The following is a 19,978-nucleotide window of genomic DNA, read 5'->3' as shown; positions in this document are numbered from 1 at the left end:
CTGCAATTGACTGAACCGGTGTTCTATGACGGCCTGGCGCCGTTGCTACGCACGCTGATCATTGGCGTGACGGGCTATGTCGGCATCCTCGTCATGCTGCGGGCAACCGGCAAGCGCACATTGTCCAAGTTCAACATGTTCGACTTCATCATCACCGTCGCCTTTGGCTCGGTTCTGGCGACCATGCTCCTGTCCAAAGAGGTTGTGCTGGCCCAGGGATTGATGGCCATCGCTGTGCTGGTCCTGTTGCAATTGGCCGTGACATATTTTTCGACCCGCTTTTCTGCGGTCGAAGACGTGATCAAAGCCGAACCGCGTCTTCTCTATCGCAATGGGCAGATCATCGAAAAAGCGCTTAAAGATGAACGGGTCAGCCGCACGGAGTTGATCTCGGCGGCGCGGGAAAACGGCTATGGATCGCTCGATCAGATTGGGGCGATGATCCTCGAGACCGACGGGACGATCACCGCAATCGGCGTGGACAAGCTCGGTCCCGCCGCGGTGCTCAAGGATGTGAAAGGGGCGTGAGGGGAGGGCGAGATGCCCGCCACCATGCGCCCTAGATGAAGTTGGCTTTCTTCAGCAGCTGGTGGGCCTTGATGACCTCCTGCAGCTGCGCCTCGGCACTCCGATCCCCTTCATTGCTGTCAGGGTGGAAGCGCTTCACCAGCTCCGCATAGCGCTTGCGGATTTCTGCACTGGTACAGGTCGGCTTGAGATTGAGCGTCCGGAACGCCTGAGCCTGTAGCCGCGTCAGACGACGACCGTCGCGATAGACGCCATCGTCTTTCGGTGTCGAGCGGGCGGAGAAACCCAATTGGCTTTCGACCTCGTCCTGGGCACCGCCCATCGCCGCGCGGGCGGCAGCCGAGGCGCGACCGTTCTTGGCCATGGTCCAGGTCGGACGATCGCCGTAGCGTGACTGCTCACGCATCTTGGTGGCTTCACCCTCGCTCTTGCCGGCGAAATAGTCCCAGTTCTTGTTGTGCTCACGCGCGTGGGCAGGGCACAGCCACAGGAATTCATCCAGGGCTTCGGGCGACTTGGTCACCCGGCTTTCGGCGGCTTCCTCGCAGCCAGGCTGTTCACATTCACGGGCATTGGCGCTGGCGCGATTGCGCGGGGCGGCCTTCTTTCCGCGGGCATTCTTGACCCGGATATCAAAGCCCATTCGCGGCTTATATTTGTAATCTTCAGGAGGCATGGACACTATTATGGGGTGGGTTTGCTGGCGGAAACAGACTTGACAGAAATCCCATTTGCGCGCTGTTTAACCGGTTATTTTTAATGGGAGATTGTGGTGGCGGTTGCTCAACGAATTCGTGAAAAACTGGAGCAGGGCCTCAGTCCCCAGAGCGTTGAGATCGTGGACCAATCCCATCTGCATGCGGGGCATTCTGGTGCCCCCGATGGCGGCGAATCACATTTCCGCGTGCGTATTGTTTCGGCTGCTTTTGATGGCCTCTCGCGGGTCGATCGCCAGCGTCGTGTGAACGAACTGCTCGCAGACGAGTTGGCAGGGCCGGTCCACGCCCTGTCCCTGCAGACGCTGACGCCGCAAGAAGCCGCTTAAGGCGTCGCAGGTTTCGCCGCCGGGTCCATGCCCCGCTTGTCCGCACTCTCGGCTTTCGGCGGCACCTGCCGCATGGCCCAGGCGAACGGGATCAGCGCCACCAGCAGAATGATCGCGCTGACAATAAACGGGGCACCGGGAAAGTCCGGCGCGCCCTCGCGGTCGGCATAGTGCTTGAAAATCTGGGTCATGGTCAGCGGACTGAAGGCCATGGTCAGGCTCATCAGGCTGGCGATCGCGCCCTGAAGCTCACCCTGAGAATCAGCAGGCGTGGCGCGGGACATGATCCCCTGCATCCCCGGCATCATGAAGCCGCCAGCAGAGCCCAGCGTGACCCAGGCCAGAAGCGCAATCCAGTTGGGGGAGAAGAGCGCGTATCCCACCATCGAAACCGACATCGCGGCGATGCCGATGATGACGGCCCGGGTTTCCCCGATCTGCGGAATCGTCCTTCGGACAACGAGGCCCTGCATGAACGCTGCGGTCAGCCCCACATAGGAGATCGACCAGCCGATCTGCGCCTCGTCCCAGCCATATTTGGCTTTGGCGAAAAAGGCCCAGACGGCCGTCAAAGCATGGTGGGAGAACTGCATCAGAAAGTACGCCATCAGAACACCGAACACGACCTTGTGCTTGGACACGCTGATAAGGCCCCCCAGTGGGTTGGCGCGGCGCCATTGGAACGGACGACGACGCTCTGCCGTCACCGTCTCCGGAAAGACGAGGTAGCCGAACAGGAGGTTCGCAAAGACCACGGCGCTGGCGAGCAGGAAGGGGTAGCGCGGATCAAAGCTGCCGACCCAACCGCCGATCGCAGGCCCGATGATGAAGCCAAGGCCAAAAGCCGCACCCATCAAGCCGAAATTGGCGGCACGTTTCTCAGGCGGGGAAATGTCGGCGATGAAAGCATTGGCCGTTGCGTAGGTTGCGGCAAATCCGCCCGACAACATCCGTCCCAGGAACAACAGCGCATAGGTCGGCGCGAGCGCCATCAACAGGTAGTCGAGTGCGTAGGCGAGCAATGAGAGCAGGAGGATAGGTCGGCGCCCGAACCGGTCCGACAGCGCGCCGAGAATGGGCGACATGATGAACTGCATCACGGCATAGACGAACAGCAGATAGCCGTTCAGTGCCGCCGAATCCGCCTCTGACCGCCCGGTCAGGGACATGATCAGCTCCGGCATGACGGGGATGATGATCCCCATCCCGATCATGCTCATGAACACCGTCAGAAACACAAACAGCAGGGCGCGGCCATCGGGCTTTGGGGCGCGTCTGAACATCACAATCAGCTTTCCAGCGGCGTGATCTTGAGAGAGGTGACCTGATTGCGCCGCTTCTTGAGGACCTGAAAGCGATAGCCAAAGAATGCAAATCGCTGGCCCACATCGGGGATACAGCGCCCTTCATGGATGACAAGGCCCGCAATTGTCACAGCTTCCTCGTCGGGCAGGCGCCAGTCTGTGATGCGGTTCAGGTCGCGGATCGTGACATCGCCATCGACGATCACGCCGCCATCGGGCTGGCGATGAACACCCTGCACAGGCGCGTCATACTCGTCCTCGATTTCCCCGACGATCTCCTCAAGAATGTCCTCGAGAGTGACGAGACCCTGCAGCGAGCCATACTCGTCGACGATCAGGGCAAAGTGCTGCTGGTTCGCCTTGAAGGCATCGAGCTGTTCCTGAAGCGTTGTCGTCTCCGGGACGAAGTACGGCTCCATGGCGAGAGCGGCCATGTCGATCTTGGAGACGTCGTTATTGTGCGCCCACAGGGCCCGCAGCAGGTCCTTGGCATGCAGCACACCGATGATTTCATCAGGGTCGTTGCGGTAGAAGGGGATGCGGGTGTGCTTTGACTTCAGCACGGTCTCCACGATCTGACGCGCTGGCGTATCAATATCCAGCATCTCGATGTTTTTGCGGTGGACCATGATTTCCTCGACCGAAATGTCGTCGAGTTCGAGCGCACCGCGGATGATGTCGCGAGCCTCTTTTTCCATCTGGCCCTCCTCATGGTGGAGGTCGATGGCGCCTTTCAGCTCCTCATGGGCGGACAGGACAGACTGCGCCGCAGACACATCAAGCCCGATCATCCGAAGGGTCGCCCGGACGATGTACTGGATTACCGCCGTGACCGGGGCGAAGATCCGTACAATGATCTGCATCGGCCGCGAGACGAACATGGCAAAATTGTCGGCCCGGGCAATAGCGGCCGTCTTCGGCGCCACTTCCGAGAAAACAAGCACGAGGATCGTCATCACCGCAGTGGCAATTGCCACGCCATAGCCGCCAGGGAAGAGGGACGCGAAAAGGCTGGTGGCCAGGGCCGAAGCAAGGATGTTGACGAGGTTGTTTCCAAGCAGGATCGCGCCAATCAGCCGCTCCCTGTCTTCAGTCAGCTTGACAACGGCGGCGGCCCGGCGGGATCCCCGGTTTTCCAGTGAGCGCATGCGGGCGCGGGACGTCGCCGTCAGAGCGGTCTCCGAACCTGAGAAAAAGGCCGAGATGGCCAGCAATATTGCGATGAGTATGATTGTAAGGGTCATGGTGTTCAGCTTTGCAGCTCTTGAGCGAGAAAGTCACGAAGGGGCGCAGGGTCGATATTCTTGGCCACAAACGCATCGCCAATATCCCGCGCGAGGATCAGGGTGAGGGCGCCGCCCTCCACTTTTTTGTCCTGATACATCAGGGCGAGCTGTTCGTTGGCGTCGGTCGACAGGCCTTCTATGTCGAGGGGACCAGCGGGCAGCCCCGTGGCACGCAGATGCTGGGTAACGGCCTGTGCATGCTGGGTGGCGCATAATCCGTGTGCAGCGGAATAGCGATATGCCATGGCCATGCCGGCCGCGACTCCCTCGCCGTGGAGCAGGCGGTCCGAATAGCCACACACGGCTTCCAGCGCATGTCCGAAAGTGTGCCCAAGATTGAGAAGGGCACGGCGGCCTTTTTCGGTTTCGTCTTCAGCGACGATCTCGGCCTTCATCTCGCACGAAATTTTGATCGCGTGGGTCAGCGCCGCATCGTCGCGCGCCAGCACAGCATCCTTGTTCTGATCGAGCCAGCTGTAGAAGTCGGCATCACCCAACAGCCCGTACTTCACCACTTCGGCATAGCCTGCGCGCATCTGCCGCTCAGGCAGGGTATCGAGAAACGCCAGATCAGTGATGACAAGCGCCGGCTGGTGGAAGGCGCCGATCAGGTTCTTGCCGGCTTTGGCATTGATGGCCGTTTTTCCGCCGACCGAGCTGTCGACCTGCGCCAGCAATGTGGTCGGGATTTGCACAAACTGGCTGCCGCGGCGAAGCGTCGAGGCGCAAAATCCGGCAAGATCACCCACGACGCCGCCGCCAAAGGCGATCACCGTGCCGTCGCGGCCGACGCCGGCCTTCAGCAACGCCTCGCTGACGCGGGCATATTGCTCGAAATTCTTGGATGCCTCACCGGGCGGCACCGTGATCAGCGGCACATCGCCGACCACGTCGATCAGGCGCTGTCCGTGGGCTGCCCAGACGGTCTCGTCCGCGACAATAGCGGCCTGCCCCCTGCCGATCACATGGCGCAGGGCGTCGGCACAGCCCCAAAGGGCGTCGCGACCAATATGGATGTCGTAGCTTCGCGTCCCAAGAGAGACAGGAACAGTCGTCAGGGTCATAGGGCCTTTCCGGCTTTCTGGTGGGCGTTCAGCGCCTTCAGGATGCGATCGACAGTGCGGCCGTGGGGGCCTTCCATGCTGCTGACCGTGAAATCGGCGAGGGCGTAGACCGGCTCCCGCTCTTTCAGAAGACGGCCAAGAATTTCGCGAGGATCGCCTTGGCGCAGAAGGGGCCGGGTGTTTCTGTTCGATGTCCGTTTGACGAGGAGGTCGAGATCAGCCTTGAGCCAGACCGAATGCGCCCGCGCCTTCACCAACGCACGGGTCCGCTCATTCATGAAAGCCCCGCCACCGGTCGCGAGAACATGGACCGGTCCATCAAGCAGTCGCTCAATGACTTTACGCTCGCCATCCCTGAAGGCGGCCTCGCCATAGGTCTCGAAAAAGTCCGACACCCGCATGTTGGCCGCTTCTTCGATCTGTTCGTCGGCGTCGAAAAACGGGACCCGCAGCCGTTGGGCCAGGCGACGTCCCACCGTCGTCTTGCCAGCCCCCATCAGCCCGACCAGCACGATTGGTTTGGTTAATCTGACAGTGGGGACACGACTTAAACTCGGGATCATGGTCATTACGCTCTGCTGGTTCTGCCTGATAGCGGACCGCTGTCACATGAGCAAAGGGTAACCCCTGTTTACGTCGGCCTTCAGATATAGTTGAGTACGGGTAGCGGGAATGGGGCGGCTCTGGCCGAAATCTTGCGAACAGGGAGTTATGGTACAGCATACGCGTCTAGAATGGGAAAAGCCGCACCGTCGTCTGGGAGGACATCTGGTGCGCATCAGTCTGAGTTTGACCGGCGCCGTCCTTGGTGTCGTCGGGGTCCTGGCGGCGATGGGGTCCAGTCAATCGATGAACGGGGCCAACGCCGCAGAGACAGAATCATCCACCATGGTGGTGTTGCAGGATGCGACGATCACACCGCGGGACCGTCCCGCACGTCAGCGCATCGTCATCGGCAGCAGTTCAGCACAGGCGCCAGTCGCCGCGCCGGCACGATCTGTCTCGGTTGATCCAATGGATCTGACCGATGGCCGCGACATCATTGCCGGCACGCCGATACCTTCCGTGCGTCCGGACAAGGCCATCGCCATTGTCGTCGGGTCGCCTGATGATTTCGATGACGTGCCGGTCGGCGGCGCAGGGGCACCCCCTCTGACCCGCATGGCACCGACTTTGGCGGCTTGGGCGTCCCTCGACGTCCCGCCAGAGCCTCAGTAAAGCCCCGCTGGCAAAGCGCTTCGCCTTTGGCTAGGGGAAGCGCATGAAACCTCTTTTTCTACTCGCAATCGCTCTCGGCGGCGCCATTGGTGCCGTCGCGCGCTATTTGTCGATCCGTGCGCTGAGTGGCTGGCATGGTGCGGAGGCCGCGTGGTCGACCCTCGGGGTCAATGTGGTCGGCTCGTTCCTGTTGGGACTGGCGGCCGCTGTTCTCGCAGGGCGCGGTGGCACGATGCCGCCTTTCGTCATGGTCGGCCTTCTGGGCGCATTCACCACGTTCAGCACATTCGCGCTCGACGCCGTGTGGTTCTATGAACAGCGCGGCCTGTCGCTTGCTGCTCTCTATGTCGGACTGTCCGTGGTCCTCGCAATTGCTGCCTTTGTCATTGGCACTGGCGCAGGAAAGGCTCTGTCATGAGCGACGTCCAAATGGTCACCGTACGCGCAGCTGACGATGGCATGCGTCTCGACCGCTGGTTTCGCCAGCACTATCCGAACATCAAACACGGGGCGCTTCAGAAAATGCTGCGCAAGGGGCAGGTCCGCGTGGATGGCGGACGGGTCCAGGCGGACCGCCGCCTCTGTCCCGGTGAAGTCGTGCGTGTGCCGCCGATTGATACGGACGCCGCGGCAAGACCAGCGCCCAAGCCGCGCCCGACGTCCGACGATGCTGACTTTATCCGGTCCCTCGTTCTTTATGAGGACAGCCATATCCTTGTTCTGAACAAGCCGTTCGGCCTGGCCGTGCAGGGCGGTGCCAAGACGACCCGCCATATTGACGGCATGCTTGGCGCGTTCGAGAAAAATGGCGAACGCCCCCGCCTGGTTCACCGCCTTGATCGCGACACGGGCGGCGTGCTCGTGCTCGCCAAAACGCGGATCATCGCCGCAGCGCTGGGCGAATCCTTTAAGTCTCACCACGTTGAGAAAATATACTGGGCCCTGACCAGCGGTGTGCCGTATCCGTGGAGCGGCCGTATTGACCTTAAGCTGGAAAAACAGGGCGAAGAGGGCGCCGAGAAAATGCGCGGTTCACCCAAGGGCCAGCGGGCCATCACGGATTTTCAGGTTGTCGAGCCGGCCGGCCAGAAGGCCGCCTTCGTCGCCGTGCGCCCCGAAACGGGCCGTACACACCAGATCCGCGTTCACCTGTCCGCTGCCAAGGCACCGATTGTTGGTGACCGCAAATATGGCGGGGAGAAAGCCGTGCTGGAGGGGGTTTCCTCGAAAATGCACCTCTTCTGTCGCCAGATGACCGTGCCATTGCCTGGCCGCAAGCCGGTGACCATTACGGCGCCGCTGACCGGCCATATGGAAAAGACATGGAAGTTTTTCGGCTTCAGCGGTGGTGACAATCTCGACTGGCCGGATCTGTAAATACCATGGTCAACCGTTTCTACAAGGATGTGTCGCTGGCGGAACAGGATAACATGTTCCGTGTGCAGCTTGATGGCCGAACTGCGAAGACGGCCGGCCGGATACCGCTCGGTGCGGCGGGCCGGGATCTTGCCGCCACTATTGCCGAGGAATGGGCTGCGCAAGGGGAAGAGCTGGACATGAGCACAATGCCCCTGACGCGGCTTCAGGGGTTTGTTCTAGATGGCGGCGATCGCGGCAAAGCGGAGTGGAGCGACAAGATCCTCGCCTTCGCACAGGCCGACCTTCTCTGCTATCGCTCGAATGTTGGTGCGCTTGCCGCGCGACAGGCGACACACTGGCAGCCTGTTCTCGACTATGTCGGCGGCAAATGCGGAGCTGCGTTTGCGGTCACCGACACGATCATGGCGGTGGAGCAACCGACCGCTCTGTTGGACGGCATCGCGGCCCGCCTTGCCGATGAACCGACCGGCGTGGTTCTGGCGCTTAAACTCATCACCGAAATCCTGGGCTCGGCTGCTCTGGCGCTGGCGCTACTCGATGACGAGGTGGGGGTAAGGGACGCTTTTCAGATCAGCCGGGTCGATGACCATTATCAGCAGGAACAGTGGGGCGTCGACGAGGCCGCCGCCGCCCGCGAGGTCGGGATTCTTGATGAATTGATCAGTGTGGAGCGCTTCATGCGCCTCAGCTGCCACTAGCGGATATAGATCCGTTCGACCCGGTTACCGACCGAGGTAAGCAGCTCATAGGAAATTGTATCAGCCGCTTCAGCAAGGCGATCGACCTTGATCCGATCACCGAACAATTCCGCATGTGCACCCTCGCTCACCGGCGTGGGCGCATCGGAAATATCCACTGCAATCAGGTCCATGGAAACAGTGCCGACGACGGGGCATTCCGCGCCGCCCAGAAACACCGTGCCACGGTTGGTCAGCTGTCGATGGTATCCATCTGCGTAGCCTGCGCCGACAATGGCGATCGTTCGGTCCGTCGGGGCGATCCACCGCGCCCCATAGCCGACCCCGTCGCCTTTTCTGACCAGGCGAACTGCCAGAACGGGGGCCATCAGTGTCGCCACGGTTTCCAGGGTCGACCGCGGCGTACCATCCGCGCCACCGCCATAGACCGCAATGCCAGGACGCACCAAAAGCTCACGGGCATCATGGTGCAGGAACAGGGCGCCTGACGCAGAAAGGCTGAATTTCATTTCTGGGTAGACTGACGAAAGACGCGTGACATAGTCACTGTACAGCGCAATTTGAGCTGCATTCTGTGGGGCGTCGGGCTGGCCCGTATGCGACATGTGCATGACGCACAGATCAATCTGCGCAGGGTCAATGCCCGTGGTTGCGGGCAGGGTCTGGGCCTCGTCGATGGTCAGGCCGAGCCGGTTCATACCGATATCGACCGCAATCGCCGCCGGGCCGCCCCGCTTCGCCCAGGACGACGCCTGCGTGCAGGTGTTCAGGACAGGTTTGACCCTGCCGGTCTCAACGCCTTTCCAGTCCGCGGCCTGGTAACCGTTCAGGATGTAGATCAGCGGCGGGTCGACCAGCTGCCGGTTCAGGGCGTGGGCCTCGGCCGTGGTCGCCACAAACAGTGTCCGCACACTGCACTCATCGGTCAGGTACGCTGCGATGCGCTGATCCCCCAGCCCATAGGCATCGGCTTTCACGACGGGCGCCACTTCTGCCCCGTGGGCAAGTTTGCGCAATGCCTCGAGGTTCCGGCCAATAGCGGACAGGTTGACCGTCAATCGCGGTCGGGTCAGGTGCTCTGGCATCATACGCATGCCCATTTCATCGTCGGAAAAGATCGGCGACCGGTTCGCGGATCAGTTTGAGCGGGGATAATGATCTTCTTCGGCGAGATCGTCAAAGCGTGTTCGCTTGGCGTCGAACGCCATCTTGATATTGCCAATCGGACCATGGCGCTGTTTGCCGATAATGACCTCGGCCTTGCCCATTAGCTGGCTCATCTGCTCCTGCCATTCAATGTGCTCGGCGGTGCCTTCCTTCGGCTCCGCACGCCCAAGGTAGTATTCCTCACGGAACACAAAGAGCACTACGTCGGCGTCCTGCTCAATCGAGCCGGATTCGCGCAGGTCTGACAGCTGGGGCTTCTTGTCTTCGCGTTGCTCGACCTGCCGCGACAGCTGGGAGAGGGCGATGACGGGGACTTCCAGCTCTTTCGCCAGCGCTTTGAGACCGGTGGTGATCTCAGTCAGCTCCTGCACGCGATTGCCCTCGGACTTTTTCGAGCCGGACAGAAGCTGCAGGTAGTCGATGATCAGAAGACCAAGGCCGTGCTGGCGCTTGAGGCGTCGCGCGCGGGCCGCGACCTGGGCAATCGACAGACCGCCCGTGTCGTCGATGTGCAGCGGCATCTCATGCAGCTCTTTGGACACTTCGTAGATGACGTCGAAATCCGCCTGGGTGATCTCACCGCGGCGGATCAGCTCCGACGGCACGCCTGAAACGTCGGAAAGGATCCGGCCCGCCAGCTGCTCATCGGCCATCTCGAGGCTGAAGAAGCCGACAACAGCGCCTGTCTTCGCCTTCACACTGCCATCCGCCTGCAGGGCGGGTTTGTAGGCGCGCGCGACGTTCAATGCGATGTTGGTGACGAGCGCGGTCTTCCCCATAGAGGGGCGGCCGGCGAGAATAATGAGGTCCGACGGGTGAAGTCCGCCAAGCTTCTTGTCGACGTCGCGAAAGCCCGTCGAAATCCCCGCAAGACCACCGCCCCGTTGATAGGCGGCGTTCGCCAGTTCGATGGCTTCGGTCAGGCCCGCGCCAAACGGCTTGAAGCCGCTGCCATATTTGCCGGTTTCCGCGAGCTTGTAGAGCTGTGCTTCGGCGAAGGACAACTGCTCGTCGGGGCTGTCCTCAAGGTCAGACGATTTTGCCCGCTCGATCATTTCCGTCCCGAGGCGGATCAACCCGCGACTCACGGCCAGGTCAAACACCACCTTGGCATAGTCGGGGGCGCCGACCGTGCTCGGTACAGATCGCGCCAGATTGGACAGATAGCCTTCACCGCCCACTTCCGTGAACGCGGGTTCGTCTTTGAGATAGGTGTTCAGCATGACCGGCGAGGCGAGGCGACCCGACGAGATCAGCTTTTCCATCGCGTCGTAGATCATCGCGTGCACAGGGTCGTAATAGTGCTCGCTCTTCAGGAACGACGACACCCGGTAGTAGACTTCGTTGTCGAACAGGATGGCGCCGAGCACGGCCTGCTCACTATCCAGTGAGTAGGGAATGCGTTCAGCGTCTTCCGCCTTCGGGTGGGGATTTCCGTCTGCCATACCCTCACTATGCCTTACTGATTCGCGGCGGCACAGTATGCGATATCCCCAATTGATGGTGCAATGCTGCAGGCGGGAACGCCATTTTGACGGTCTTTGCCGGGCGCACCCTGTGCGATTATTGGGTGCTGTGAATGCAACGTGTTGATGTGTCCGGGAAAAATTCGGTGGTGGAAAAGTGTTCGGCCGTAGACGGAAAAAGAGCGCGAATCGCTATTGCCATTTTGGGCGAATTGGCGTTGAGGGTGCGCCCCGGTGCCCGCGCAGTCCGTGCGCCCGCCCGACCCTCAATAATACAGATACCACTGAGAGATACCGATGTTTCGCAATGCCCCGTTTTTCCTGTCCGCCACGTCGCTCGCGCTTGTTGGCGTCGCTTTCCTGATGATCGCTGCCGCGACGCTGACCTCCGCTTCGGTGGACCGGACCGCGACCTCGATCGGTGGCGAAGGCCCCTGGGTCATTGTCAGCGGCTCTCAGGGCTGAAACTTCAAGTGATCGCAATAAAAAAGGGAGCCGAAAGGCTCCCTTTTCATTTGGATGCTGATGATCCAAAGATAGATCAGGCTTCTTCGCCTGTAGGGGCGGCTTCTTCCGAAGACCGGTCGCCAAATTCGTCGAAGTCACCGGTGCCGACGACACTTTCGATTTCTTCTTCATTCTTGGCGAGCACGTTTTCACCGCGCTCCTGCGCTTCGGCCTCCTCAGCCGTCCGCGCGATGTTGATCTTGATGTTCACAGTCACTTCAGGGTGAAGAGAAACGCGAACGTCAAAAATGCCGAGTTCTTTCAGCGGTGCGTTCAGAAGGATCTGATTGCGCTGCAGCTTCAGCTTTTTGGTTGAGGCGATCTCGGCGATGTCGCGCGAGCTGACCGAACCGTAGAGCTGACCCATATCGGACGCCGAACGAATGACCGGGAAGGTCTTGTCCGCGATCGAAGCAGAGAGGTTCTGCGCCTTTTCGCGGGCTTCTTCGTTCTTCGCTTCGATATCGGCGCGCTGTGCTTCGAACTTCTTGCGATTGGCTTCGTTGGCGCGCAGCGCTTTCTTCCGTGGCAGGAGGAAATTGCGACCGAAACCGTCTTTCACCGTGACTTCGTCACCAATGGTGCCGAGCTTTTCAATGCGTTCCAGCAGAATGACTTGCATTGGTGCTTACTCCGTCGTGTAGGGCAGCAGGGCAAGATAGCGGGCGCGCTTGATGGCGCGGGCCAGCTCGCGTTGCTTCTTGGCGCTGACGGCTGAAATCCGTGCAGGGACAATCTTGCCCTTTTCGGAGATGTAGCGGCCGAGCAGTTTAGGGTCCTTGTAGTCGATCGTCGGTGCTTTTTCACCGGAGAACGGACAGGACTTGCGACGGCGGAAAAATGTTTTTGCCATTGTGTCTTCTCCTTAGTCGCGATCGCTGCGGTCGCGGCGGGACATGACAGGCGAAGGCTCTTCGTCATGTTCTTCAACGCGCAGGGTCATGAAACGCAGGATGTCTTCCTTGATGCGCATCTGACGTTCCATCTCATTGATGGCTTCGGCAGGGGCATCGAGGTGCATCAGGCTGTAGTGGCCTTTGCGGTTCTTCGCGATTTTGTACTGCAGATTACGAAGACCCCAATATTCGGTCTTCACGATCGATCCGCCATGTTCTTTGATGATGGAGGTCAATTCGTCCGAAAGGGCTTCGACCTGGGCCGGACTGACGTCCTGGCGGGCAACATATACGTGTTCGTAGAGCGGCATTCCGCTTATCACTCCTGTTTGACGGCGGAGACGGCGCGGCGGGAGTCGCCTTGCTGCCTTTGGCTCAACTGCGGTTGGGGCCATCCCCGGTCACAGTGACCACCGTTCAGTGCTAGAGGACGGGCGGGTACAGGATCGCCGCGAAAAGAGCAAGAGGGCAGGCATCGCCTCGCGGCCTACGCCTCCATCATCACGTCGAAGCCGCCAAAGATCATGCGACTGCCATCGAATGGCATTTCATGTTTCTGCATTTCAGGGTCTTCCATGATTTTCGCCCAGCCGGCGTCGCGGACCTCTTTGGAGGGCCATTTGATCCACGAGAAAACGATCTCTTCGTCGTCTTTGCGCATGACGGCGGTATGCAGGGAGTTGTTCTTCCCCTCCGGCACATCGTTGCCCCAGCATTCGGTGACCGAAAGCGCGCCATGTTTCCTGAAGATAGCGGCGGCCAGCGTCGCGTGTTTCAGATACTGGTCCTTGTTGGCTTTCGGGACGGCTGCGACCACACCATCAACATAGGTCATACTGTCTCTCCTTTAATGCAGGGCATGTGCGCCGATCAGCGCGCTTCGCCGAGAATCTCGGCCAGCGCCGCGTAACGTTCGGCGGTCTTGCCTTCGCTCCGCTCCGCCGCACCGCCCAACGCTTCGGCGAGATCGGTCATCAGCTGCGCGTCCCAGCGTCCGGCATCCCACTCTGCAACGGCGGACAGCACATCTTTCGCCAGCGCCTCGTCAATCGCATCGGTTCGCCAGAGCTGATCCACATAGGCGCGGGCCACGACGGGCTCGGCGGGCCAGTTGGCCATGACCTGCGTCTGGGTGTTGGCCTCGTCATAGGTGATGAGTTCAGCAGCGGCGATTTCATTGGCCGTCAGATAATCGCTGGGGACCAACTCCAGAACGTCGAGACCGCGCGCAATCTCCGGCGCATAGATCCGGCCATTGTGCCAGTAGGCGGCCCAGTGCCCGGCGAGATAAAGGTTCTCCGCGCTGACCGGCCCGCGGTCGAAATAAGCGATCTCGATCGGATGCTCGGAATCCGTAAAGTCGATCACCGAGATCCCGCCGCTATACCAGCCCTGGACGAGGATATCCCGTCCGGGGACGGGGATCAGCTGCCCATTGTGGCTGACGCAGTTTTCCTGTGCGGTTTGAACGGTCGGTATCTTGAACATGCCACGCTTTTCGAGCCCGCTCTCGGTCCGGTCATAGATGATGTCGGCGCCCCATTCGGGCGGATCATCGGCCTGGCACCGCGCGGCGATGCCGCCGCCCCACTCATCCGCAAACAGAAGCTTTGTGGCGTCATTGTTGAAATTGGCGGAGTGCCAATAGGCCATATTGGGATCGGAGACCTCATCAATCCGCCGCGGGTTCACAGGATCGGAAATGTCGAGAAGGATGCCATTCCCGCCGCAGGCCCCCGCCGCGAGGGCGAATTCAGGATAGGCGAGGATATCATGGCACGCGACGGTGGCGGCCGTCGTCTGGGCGTCCTCGGTCATTTCTCCGCCCTCCCACAGCCCGTCGACCTTCCCGCTATCGCGGTCGGCAAAGACGCGGGGGCTGTTGACGACACGCGCGTTCTGGGGGGCATCAAGCGGCACTTCGATCACATCGATCGAATAAAGGGCCGTGTCCGGATTGTCGCCGGGATCGCCGTCCGAACAGCCAGCCAGTTCTGAACTGGGGCGGACCGCAGAGGTCCCGCTATTATAGACGTACAGAATACCGGGGTCCGTCGGGTGAGGGACGAGAGTGTGGGTGTGGGACCCCCGACAGGTCTGAACAGCCGCAACCTGACGCGGCGCAGAAAGGTCACTGATGTCAAAGATGCGCACACCGATAAACCGCTCGGCGCTGCTCTCCCCTTCTACCCCGCCGCCGCCGCAATCAAGGCGCCCACGACGCTGCTCGGTCGAGAAAAATACCAGATTGCCGTGGATCGACACATCGCCCTGGCCGCCGGGACAGGCCACAGAAAGGGCGTGTTTCAGTTTGCTGTTGCTGCCGACCTTATAGACGTTGAAGCCATGGAAATTGCCCATGACCACCATATCCTTGCCAAAGGCGAGGTCGGAATTGGCGAAGGAAATGCCTTTTGGCGGGCGGGGGACGTCCTTGCCGTCTTCCATATCCTTGGCGAGCGCCATTTCAATCTGGGGCGACCATTGGCCTTCACTGTCCACAAACCCTTCAGGCTGCGGAAGGGACTGCACAAGCGTGAGGTTCCAGTTCGCTTCACCGGCATCGTAAAGGCCCGGTGCCAGGCCTGCGCGCGTGTCCTGATGCGGTGGCGGGGCGTCCATCGGCGGCAAGACGATATCGGTTGTCGAACACGCAGCAAGGCTCGCGCCCATGAGCGCAGCGGCAAAGAGGGTGCGGGTGGTCATCGTCATGGTCGTAACCTCTTAATTGACAGCTGGGTCAGGAATGGCACTCAGAATGGTCTTCATGCGAATGATTTCGGCAGACTGGTCGGCGATGACAGCCGTGAGAAATTCGGACAGGTCGGGATCCTCCCCGCCATTGGGGGTGGCCAGCAGGTCGTGGACCATGCCCAGTGCGCCTTCATGATGCTGGATCATCGCCGCAAGAAACAGGCGATCAAATGCAGTTCCGCTGGCGGCTTCCAGCGTCATCATCTGTCGGGGCGACAACATGCCCGGCATCAGCGGCGTGTCCATGGGATCGGTCATGTCCATGCCGGGTTTATGATGCTCATGCCCCTTGGGTGCGTGCATCATGGGGGCATGGCGGGGCATCGCCACGGGCTCGCCGCGTGTCTCCAGCCATTGCTGCATGAAGGCCATCTCGGTCGCCTGTGAAAGGCTGATCCGCTCTCCCATCCTCACAACCTGCGGCGCGGTGGTGCGCTCGGAAATCAGGGCCACCATTTCAACCGCCTGGGCATGATGCACGATCATGTGCTGCATGAAGGCGACATCGGCGGCGGAATAGCTCGTACGTCCAAGAGCCAGCGATTCGTCGACGGTGATGGGCTGGCTGGCAGTGCCGGGTGGCCCGGGCTGCATGATCGGCGGGGCGGAGGAGGCCATCGCTGCCGGTGTCAGGGCGACGGGCTGGAGAAGCATGGTGCTGCTCAGAAGAATGACTGCCCGCATGTTCCTCTTCCCATCCAACGCCAGACGGCACGGTGCTCCATGTCCTGCACGGCGTCAATCGCGGGCGTCATGCCTAAGCCTTGCCTTGCCAAGCGCGTTGGGGGCACAAAGTGATCGGGAAGAAACAACCAGACGGGACTATAACCCATGCAACGTCACTCACTCCTTGTTAGCGCTATCGCCCTTTGTGCCGCGACGGCCGCCCATGCCGCACCGCTGAGCAACGTCTTCGGCGACCACATGGTCCTGCAGCAGGGCAAGCCCGTCACGCTTTGGGGGCATGTTGAGCCTGGCGCGGAAGTCGTGGTCAGGCTTGCGGGCGATGAGAAGACGGTGACCGCCGACGGCGACGGCGCGTGGTCGGCGGAATGGCCCGCCCTCAGCGTGGGGGAGGCGTTCATGATCACAGCGACATCCGGCAAGGAAACCCAGACCGTTTCTGACGTTCTGGCCGGGGATGTGTGGCTGTGCTCAGGCCAGTCGAACATGGAATTCCCGGTCTCCCGCGCGCTGAATGGCGGCTATGAGGTCGGGCGGCCCCACGATGATCAGATCCGGCTGATCGAAGTGAACATGGAATACGCGCCGGTGCCGCAGGATGAGCTGGTGACGCCCGTGCCGTGGGCTGTGGCCTCTGCCGACACGGTAAAAGAGTTCTCTGCGGTCTGCTATTTTACCGCGCGCCATCTGCGCGAGGCGAACCCGGATATGCCGCTCGGCCTGATCGACAGCAATTGGGGCGGCTCCCAGATCGAAGCGTGGCTCAGCCTTGATGCAATGAAGGCCGGCGGCATCAACCCCCAAGGCGTCGATCTTCTCAACATTTACGGCGATGACCCCGCCGCAGCGAAAGCGAAGTTTGCGGACATCTGGCTCGACTGGTGGGCGGAAAAGGCACCTGCCGGTGACCAGCCGTGGACGGATGAAAGCGAATGGAGTGCCGCGCCTGACGGTCTTGGCGACTGGAAGGACTGGGACGACCCTGAACTGAAAGATCATCTGGGTATGGTCTGGCACCGGGCCAACCTGACGCTGCCTGACAGTTACGACGGCGGCGATGTGGCAATCAATGTGGGCGGCATCGATGAGCTGGACACGATCTGGGTCAATGGCACCTATGTGGGCACGACCTTTGGCTGGGGGTCTGAGCGCGTTTATACGGTTGACGGCGATCTTTTGAAGGCCGGTGAAAACACCATCGTTCTGAACATCTATAACAGCTGGGGCGCAGGCGGTATTACGGGCACAGACAATATCGGTGCGACGCTCCCAAGCGGCAATACTGTGCCTCTGACCGACTGGTCCTACAAGATCGCACCAAAGGCTTATGGAGCACCGCCCCGGGCGCCTTGGGAATCGATCAGTGGGCTGACCAGCCTTTACAATACGATGCTGCATCCGTTCCGCCATTTCACGATGACGGGCGCGCTTTGGTATCAGGGTGAAAGCAATGCGGGTCGGGCGAGCGAATATGAGCCGCTGATGTCCGCGCTCGTTGATGACTGGCAGGCGCATTTCGGCGAAGACCTCATCACCGTCATCGTCCAGCTTCCCAATTTCGGGCCCGTCCCCTTCGGTCCGGTTGAAAGCGGCTGGGCCGAGGTGCGGGAGGCGATGCGCCAGGTCGCGCTGAACGATGACCAGACCGGGATCGCCGTGACCATCGATGTGGGTGACCGCTACGACATCCATCCGCCGAACAAGCAGGCGGTGGCCAAACGGGTTGCTACATCTGCGCTGGCCCTGATGGACGGCGATGCGGCCGGTGGCGACGGGCCCCAGCCGGTGTCGGTGACCCAGAAGAAAAAGCAACTGACGATCAGCTTCGCACCGCTGAATGGTGACCTGCGCGCCGCGATGAGCACGCCGATCGGGTTTGAGGCTTGCGCAGAGGGCACCTGCCAGATCGTCCCCGCGTCGATCGACAAGGACAGTGTCGTCCTGACCCTGCCATCGGCCAAGCCTGTGGACAAAGTGCGGTACTGTTGGGGTGAAGCGCCGGTCTGCACCCTGTTTGATCAGGGCGATACGCCGATCACGCCGTTCGAAGTCACCGTCGACTGACGACGCCAATCCCCACTGGTCAGTATCAGGCCGGTGGGGTAGGGGCCCGCCCATGTCCTTGTTCACCTGGTTGCCGCTGTCCCTTGGCCTGTCCACCGATGCCTTTGCCGCGTCATTGGCGCGCGGCGGGCGGGCGCGGCGCGTGGATCTGCAGGCGGCGCTCGGCTCAGGCGCAATCTTTGGCGGGATGGAAGGGGTGATGTGCCTCACGGGCTGGCTGGCCGGGGCCAGCTTCGCCCAGTTCATCACCGCCGCCGATCACTGGATCGCGCTCATTCTGCTGACGGTTATCGGCGTGCGGATGATCCGCGAGGGCCTGTCAGGCGACGATGATGACGACGCCCCGCGAGCGGAGCAGGGCCTGGCCATGACCCTGGTCACTGCCATGGGCACGAGTATCGATTCCGCCGCCGTGGGCATCGCCCTGTCCCTTGCCGGTGGGCCGGCGAGCGTTGCGCTGCTGGTCGGTTTGGTCAGCTTCATGGCCAGCACGGCCGGTTTCCTCGTGGGTCCGAAAGTGGGCGAGAAGCTGGGTCACCGCGCCGAAATCGGCGGCGGCGTCATCCTGATCCTGATCGGCGTGTCGATATTTGTCTCTCACATGACGGGCGGGTGAAGCGAAAGCGTTTGCAGCTCGTTGGACATACCTGTTGGCCGCTTCAGTACCGATCCGATTTGATCAAGAATTTCTATTTCGGCCGGGTGAATCTGCCCGTCTGCAAGAACGACTGCTTTTGCGGACGTTAAAAATCTAACTTGGTCTGCTATCGGGGCGACGGATAATTTTTCGATGCACTTATCCAGAACGGCAGCATCTGGACGCTGTCGCTTCAAGTATCCTGACAGATACGAACGATCTGACTCGTTCGTGAGCAAACCGGCGATCTCGGACTCTGACTCGACGTAGGCAAGAATCGCATCCAATTCTGATTGACAATAGTCGCCGTCACTGCGCGCAATTCCGACGAGGATGCGAAGCCCATCTCGGCAAACGGCCCGATGCGCGACGCCTGGCTTTCGCTCTTCGTGGTTTGGTTTTTCTCCCGTCTTCTGGATAGGCGCGGAAGCCACAGATTCGACTGGACGGGTTGATTTCACGACGCAGGCTTTGTCGATATAATGACTAATCGGGCAATGGAGTTCGTCTCTAAAGAATACGATAGGATCGTAGACTTCGCCGTCGTCATCAATGACACTAATAATTCGGTCAAATCGGAAATGCCTGAGTGCATTTCTTTCGTGACAATAAGCCGACAGGCAAAGTGACTTTCCGTGTGTCAGGATGAAATGTCGCATCGAAACGCGACGTGTACTAATCAGTTTTTTTGCGCATTTGTATTCTATTGCGAATGTCGTCCCCCAAAGATCGCCATCCAAAATTTCTTTTTCGCTAGTCGATTTTTTCTGCGACTGTTTTCTGCTTGGTTTGCTGTCTTGAGACAGGAAGGCGGCGTCTTGATTGAAGTCCGAAGTGTCCAGCTCATCTGGTCCGTCTTCTTCGGGCATTTGCACGGTGCGTCGATAGGACGAGATCTCAGGCGGTTCGCTTTCCTTACCGCTGAAAAGTTTTCTGACGATTCCCCAAATGCTCATATTCTCTCTCCTCTGAAAGAGTCGTACCAGCAATGGGTGCTGAATTAAAAGTAGGCTCACCCCAGATCGTTAGTTAGCCTCACACCGCCGGATAGTCCGGGTCGTGGTTCATCCACTTCATCACGGGCTTGAGGGGGAACGCCCACACTGTGCCGACGAATATGTAGTAGATGAGCCGCACCAGCCAGTGGTCAGGCAGGTAGTCGGATATCCACACGCACAGCCCCGCATAGACGACCAGAAACGGCACCACGCCCAGGGCGATGATCAGCTTTTTCTGGCGCGGTTTCATGGGCGTCATCAGGGGCATCTCCAGTGGTCTAT

24 protein-coding genes are annotated in these 19,978 nt (G+C 60.4%); 9 read left to right on the top strand and 15 right to left on the bottom strand.

All coding sequences use genetic code 11. From position 1 onward, the window contains the following. The first annotated feature begins 6 nt into the window (after positions 1 to 6). Entirely contained in the window at positions 7 to 528 is a 522-nt protein-coding gene (locus RUI03_RS10080) for a DUF421 domain-containing protein (RefSeq protein WP_317287330.1), read from the top strand. 31 nt (positions 529 to 559) lie between these two features. Here RUI03_RS10080 and RUI03_RS10075 read toward each other — a convergent pair whose 3' ends face one another. Further along, positions 560 to 1,171 carry a J domain-containing protein gene (locus tag RUI03_RS10075; protein ID WP_317287329.1) on the bottom strand — a complete coding sequence of 204 codons (612 nt, stop codon included), beginning with the start codon at positions 1,169 to 1,171 and terminating at the stop codon, positions 560 to 562. A gap of 129 nt (positions 1,172 to 1,300) precedes the next feature. Here RUI03_RS10075 and RUI03_RS10070 point away from each other — a divergent pair, with 129 nt between their 5' ends. Beyond that, entirely contained in the window at positions 1,301 to 1,573 is a 273-nt protein-coding gene (locus RUI03_RS10070) for a BolA family protein (RefSeq protein WP_317287328.1), read from the top strand. On the opposite strand, the gene RUI03_RS10065 is transcribed toward RUI03_RS10070, so the two are convergent. Genes RUI03_RS10065 through RUI03_RS10050 form a run of 4 tightly spaced genes read right to left on the bottom strand, consistent with a single transcriptional unit; the run spans position 1,570 to position 5,790 of the window. After that, positions 1,570 to 2,856, bottom strand: a complete 1,287-nt coding sequence (locus tag RUI03_RS10065; RefSeq protein WP_317287327.1) for a TCR/Tet family MFS transporter — start codon at positions 2,854 to 2,856, stop codon at positions 1,570 to 1,572. The two genes, RUI03_RS10070 and RUI03_RS10065, sit on opposite strands and share 4 nt — an antisense overlap. Before the next feature lie 5 nt (positions 2,857 to 2,861). Next, the gene (locus tag RUI03_RS10060; protein WP_317287326.1) at positions 2,862 to 4,121 is read right to left on the bottom strand and encodes an HlyC/CorC family transporter; all 1,260 of its coding nucleotides are present in this window, start codon (positions 4,119 to 4,121) and stop codon (positions 2,862 to 2,864) included. A gap of 5 nt (positions 4,122 to 4,126) precedes the next feature. After that, entirely contained in the window at positions 4,127 to 5,227 is a 1,101-nt protein-coding gene (gene aroB, locus RUI03_RS10055) for a 3-dehydroquinate synthase (protein WP_317287325.1), read from the bottom strand. After that, entirely contained in the window at positions 5,224 to 5,790 is a 567-nt protein-coding gene (locus RUI03_RS10050; RefSeq protein WP_410795941.1) for a shikimate kinase, read from the bottom strand. Before RUI03_RS10050 ends, aroB begins: the two co-directional genes overlap by 4 nt. 148 nt (positions 5,791 to 5,938) lie before the next feature. Here RUI03_RS10050 and RUI03_RS10045 point away from each other — a divergent pair, with 148 nt between their 5' ends. From RUI03_RS10045 to RUI03_RS10030, 4 genes are read left to right on the top strand one after another with little or no spacing between them, the layout of a single operon-like run. After that, positions 5,939 to 6,445 (top strand): hypothetical protein, encoded by a 507-nt coding sequence (locus RUI03_RS10045; protein WP_317287323.1) that lies wholly within the window; start codon positions 5,939 to 5,941, stop codon positions 6,443 to 6,445. A gap of 43 nt (positions 6,446 to 6,488) precedes the next feature. Beyond that, positions 6,489 to 6,863 carry a CrcB family protein gene (locus RUI03_RS10040; RefSeq protein ID WP_317287322.1) on the top strand — a complete coding sequence of 125 codons (375 nt, stop codon included), beginning with the start codon at positions 6,489 to 6,491 and terminating at the stop codon, positions 6,861 to 6,863. After that, complete coding sequence (locus RUI03_RS10035; protein ID WP_317287321.1) at positions 6,860 to 7,822, top strand: RluA family pseudouridine synthase; 963 nt, start codon at positions 6,860 to 6,862, stop codon at positions 7,820 to 7,822. Before RUI03_RS10040 ends, RUI03_RS10035 begins: the two co-directional genes overlap by 4 nt. Before the next feature lie 5 nt (positions 7,823 to 7,827). Next, positions 7,828 to 8,523, top strand: a complete 696-nt coding sequence (locus RUI03_RS10030; protein ID WP_317287320.1) for an ATP12 family protein — start codon at positions 7,828 to 7,830, stop codon at positions 8,521 to 8,523. Here RUI03_RS10030 and alr read toward each other — a convergent pair. Then, positions 8,520 to 9,617 (bottom strand): alanine racemase, encoded by a 1,098-nt coding sequence (alr, locus tag RUI03_RS10025; RefSeq protein WP_317287319.1) that lies wholly within the window; start codon positions 9,615 to 9,617, stop codon positions 8,520 to 8,522. The genes RUI03_RS10030 and alr overlap by 4 nt on opposite strands. A gap of 42 nt (positions 9,618 to 9,659) precedes the next feature. Next, positions 9,660 to 11,135, bottom strand: a complete 1,476-nt coding sequence (locus RUI03_RS10020; protein ID WP_317287318.1) for a replicative DNA helicase — start codon at positions 11,133 to 11,135, stop codon at positions 9,660 to 9,662. A gap of 318 nt (positions 11,136 to 11,453) precedes the next feature. On the opposite strand from RUI03_RS10020, the gene RUI03_RS10015 reads away from it, so the two are divergent. Then, positions 11,454 to 11,621, top strand: a complete 168-nt coding sequence (locus tag RUI03_RS10015) for a hypothetical protein (RefSeq protein ID WP_317287317.1) — start codon at positions 11,454 to 11,456, stop codon at positions 11,619 to 11,621. Positions 11,622 to 11,697: 76 nt separating this feature from the next. Here RUI03_RS10015 and rplI read toward each other — a convergent pair whose 3' ends face one another. From rplI to RUI03_RS09985, 6 genes are all read right to left on the bottom strand, one after another. Next, positions 11,698 to 12,285, bottom strand: coding sequence for a 50S ribosomal protein L9 (gene rplI, locus RUI03_RS10010; protein WP_317287316.1), 588 nt, complete (start codon positions 12,283 to 12,285; stop codon positions 11,698 to 11,700). A 6-nt stretch (positions 12,286 to 12,291) separates the two neighbouring features. Continuing rightward, on the bottom strand, positions 12,292 to 12,516 hold the full coding sequence (rpsR, locus tag RUI03_RS10005; protein WP_317287315.1) for a 30S ribosomal protein S18: 225 nt from the start codon (positions 12,514 to 12,516) through the stop codon (positions 12,292 to 12,294). A 12-nt stretch (positions 12,517 to 12,528) separates the two neighbouring features. Continuing rightward, entirely contained in the window at positions 12,529 to 12,870 is a 342-nt protein-coding gene (gene rpsF / locus RUI03_RS10000; protein WP_317287314.1) for a 30S ribosomal protein S6, read from the bottom strand. A 176-nt stretch (positions 12,871 to 13,046) separates the two neighbouring features. After that, the gene (locus RUI03_RS09995) at positions 13,047 to 13,394 is read right to left on the bottom strand and encodes a DUF1428 domain-containing protein (protein ID WP_317287313.1); all 348 of its coding nucleotides are present in this window, start codon (positions 13,392 to 13,394) and stop codon (positions 13,047 to 13,049) included. Positions 13,395 to 13,429: 35 nt separating this feature from the next. After that, on the bottom strand, positions 13,430 to 15,271 hold the full coding sequence (locus RUI03_RS09990; protein WP_317287312.1) for a hypothetical protein: 1,842 nt from the start codon (positions 15,269 to 15,271) through the stop codon (positions 13,430 to 13,432). Positions 15,272 to 15,283: 12 nt separating this feature from the next. Further along, the gene (locus tag RUI03_RS09985; protein ID WP_317287311.1) at positions 15,284 to 15,997 is read right to left on the bottom strand and encodes a DUF305 domain-containing protein; all 714 of its coding nucleotides are present in this window, start codon (positions 15,995 to 15,997) and stop codon (positions 15,284 to 15,286) included. A gap of 147 nt (positions 15,998 to 16,144) precedes the next feature. On the opposite strand from RUI03_RS09985, the gene RUI03_RS09980 reads away from it, so the two are divergent. Beyond that, the gene (locus RUI03_RS09980; RefSeq protein ID WP_317287310.1) at positions 16,145 to 18,061 is read left to right on the top strand and encodes a sialate O-acetylesterase; all 1,917 of its coding nucleotides are present in this window, start codon (positions 16,145 to 16,147) and stop codon (positions 18,059 to 18,061) included. Positions 18,062 to 18,113: 52 nt separating this feature from the next. After that, positions 18,114 to 18,677, top strand: coding sequence for a manganese efflux pump MntP family protein (locus RUI03_RS09975; RefSeq protein ID WP_317287309.1), 564 nt, complete (start codon positions 18,114 to 18,116; stop codon positions 18,675 to 18,677). Here RUI03_RS09975 and RUI03_RS09970 read toward each other — a convergent pair. Beyond that, the gene (locus RUI03_RS09970; RefSeq protein ID WP_317287308.1) at positions 18,659 to 19,654 is read right to left on the bottom strand and encodes a TerB family tellurite resistance protein; all 996 of its coding nucleotides are present in this window, start codon (positions 19,652 to 19,654) and stop codon (positions 18,659 to 18,661) included. The genes RUI03_RS09975 and RUI03_RS09970 overlap by 19 nt on opposite strands. Before the next feature lie 79 nt (positions 19,655 to 19,733). Next, positions 19,734 to 19,955 (bottom strand): DUF2842 domain-containing protein, encoded by a 222-nt coding sequence (locus RUI03_RS09965; RefSeq protein WP_317287307.1) that lies wholly within the window; start codon positions 19,953 to 19,955, stop codon positions 19,734 to 19,736. Positions 19,956 to 19,978 lie beyond the last annotated feature (23 nt).

This window comes from Parvularcula sp. LCG005, from assembly GCF_032930845.1.
In the GTDB taxonomy this organism is placed as follows: Bacteria; Pseudomonadota; Alphaproteobacteria; order Caulobacterales; family Parvularculaceae; genus Parvularcula.
Note: the sequence above shows the minus strand (reverse complement) of the source record. Positions and strands in the feature narration are given on the sequence as shown.

Excerpts from the sequence above, each read along its gene's own strand:
- RUI03_RS10075 (WP_317287329.1), bottom strand. The coding sequence starts at position 1,171 with ATGGGCTTTGATATCCGGGTCAAGAATGCCCGCGGAAAGAAGGCCGCC.
- RUI03_RS10065 (WP_317287327.1), bottom strand. The coding sequence starts at position 2,856 with ATGTTCAGACGCGCCCCAAAGCCCGATGGCCGCGCCCTGCTGTTTGTG.
- RUI03_RS10060 (WP_317287326.1), bottom strand. The coding sequence starts at position 4,121 with ATGACCCTTACAATCATACTCATCGCAATATTGCTGGCCATCTCGGCC.
- aroB (WP_317287325.1), bottom strand. The coding sequence starts at position 5,227 with ATGACCCTGACGACTGTTCCTGTCTCTCTTGGGACGCGAAGCTACGAC.
- RUI03_RS10050 (WP_410795941.1), bottom strand. The coding sequence starts at position 5,790 with ATGATCCCGAGTTTAAGTCGTGTCCCCACTGTCAGATTAACCAAACCA.
- RUI03_RS10045 (WP_317287323.1), top strand. The coding sequence starts at position 5,939 with ATGGTACAGCATACGCGTCTAGAATGGGAAAAGCCGCACCGTCGTCTG.
- RUI03_RS10040 (WP_317287322.1), top strand. The coding sequence starts at position 6,489 with ATGAAACCTCTTTTTCTACTCGCAATCGCTCTCGGCGGCGCCATTGGT.
- RUI03_RS10035 (WP_317287321.1), top strand. The coding sequence starts at position 6,860 with ATGAGCGACGTCCAAATGGTCACCGTACGCGCAGCTGACGATGGCATG.
- RUI03_RS10030 (WP_317287320.1), top strand. The coding sequence starts at position 7,828 with ATGGTCAACCGTTTCTACAAGGATGTGTCGCTGGCGGAACAGGATAAC.
- alr (WP_317287319.1), bottom strand. The coding sequence starts at position 9,617 with ATGCGTATGATGCCAGAGCACCTGACCCGACCGCGATTGACGGTCAAC.
- RUI03_RS10020 (WP_317287318.1), bottom strand. The coding sequence starts at position 11,135 with ATGGCAGACGGAAATCCCCACCCGAAGGCGGAAGACGCTGAACGCATT.
- RUI03_RS10015 (WP_317287317.1), top strand. The coding sequence starts at position 11,454 with ATGTTTCGCAATGCCCCGTTTTTCCTGTCCGCCACGTCGCTCGCGCTT.
- rplI (WP_317287316.1), bottom strand. The coding sequence starts at position 12,285 with ATGCAAGTCATTCTGCTGGAACGCATTGAAAAGCTCGGCACCATTGGT.
- rpsR (WP_317287315.1), bottom strand. The coding sequence starts at position 12,516 with ATGGCAAAAACATTTTTCCGCCGTCGCAAGTCCTGTCCGTTCTCCGGT.
- rpsF (WP_317287314.1), bottom strand. The coding sequence starts at position 12,870 with ATGCCGCTCTACGAACACGTATATGTTGCCCGCCAGGACGTCAGTCCG.
- RUI03_RS09995 (WP_317287313.1), bottom strand. The coding sequence starts at position 13,394 with ATGACCTATGTTGATGGTGTGGTCGCAGCCGTCCCGAAAGCCAACAAG.
- RUI03_RS09990 (WP_317287312.1), bottom strand. The coding sequence starts at position 15,271 with ATGACGATGACCACCCGCACCCTCTTTGCCGCTGCGCTCATGGGCGCG.
- RUI03_RS09985 (WP_317287311.1), bottom strand. The coding sequence starts at position 15,997 with ATGCGGGCAGTCATTCTTCTGAGCAGCACCATGCTTCTCCAGCCCGTC.
- RUI03_RS09980 (WP_317287310.1), top strand. The coding sequence starts at position 16,145 with ATGCAACGTCACTCACTCCTTGTTAGCGCTATCGCCCTTTGTGCCGCG.
- RUI03_RS09975 (WP_317287309.1), top strand. The coding sequence starts at position 18,114 with ATGTCCTTGTTCACCTGGTTGCCGCTGTCCCTTGGCCTGTCCACCGAT.
- RUI03_RS09970 (WP_317287308.1), bottom strand. The coding sequence starts at position 19,654 with ATGAGCATTTGGGGAATCGTCAGAAAACTTTTCAGCGGTAAGGAAAGC.
- RUI03_RS09965 (WP_317287307.1), bottom strand. The coding sequence starts at position 19,955 with ATGACGCCCATGAAACCGCGCCAGAAAAAGCTGATCATCGCCCTGGGC.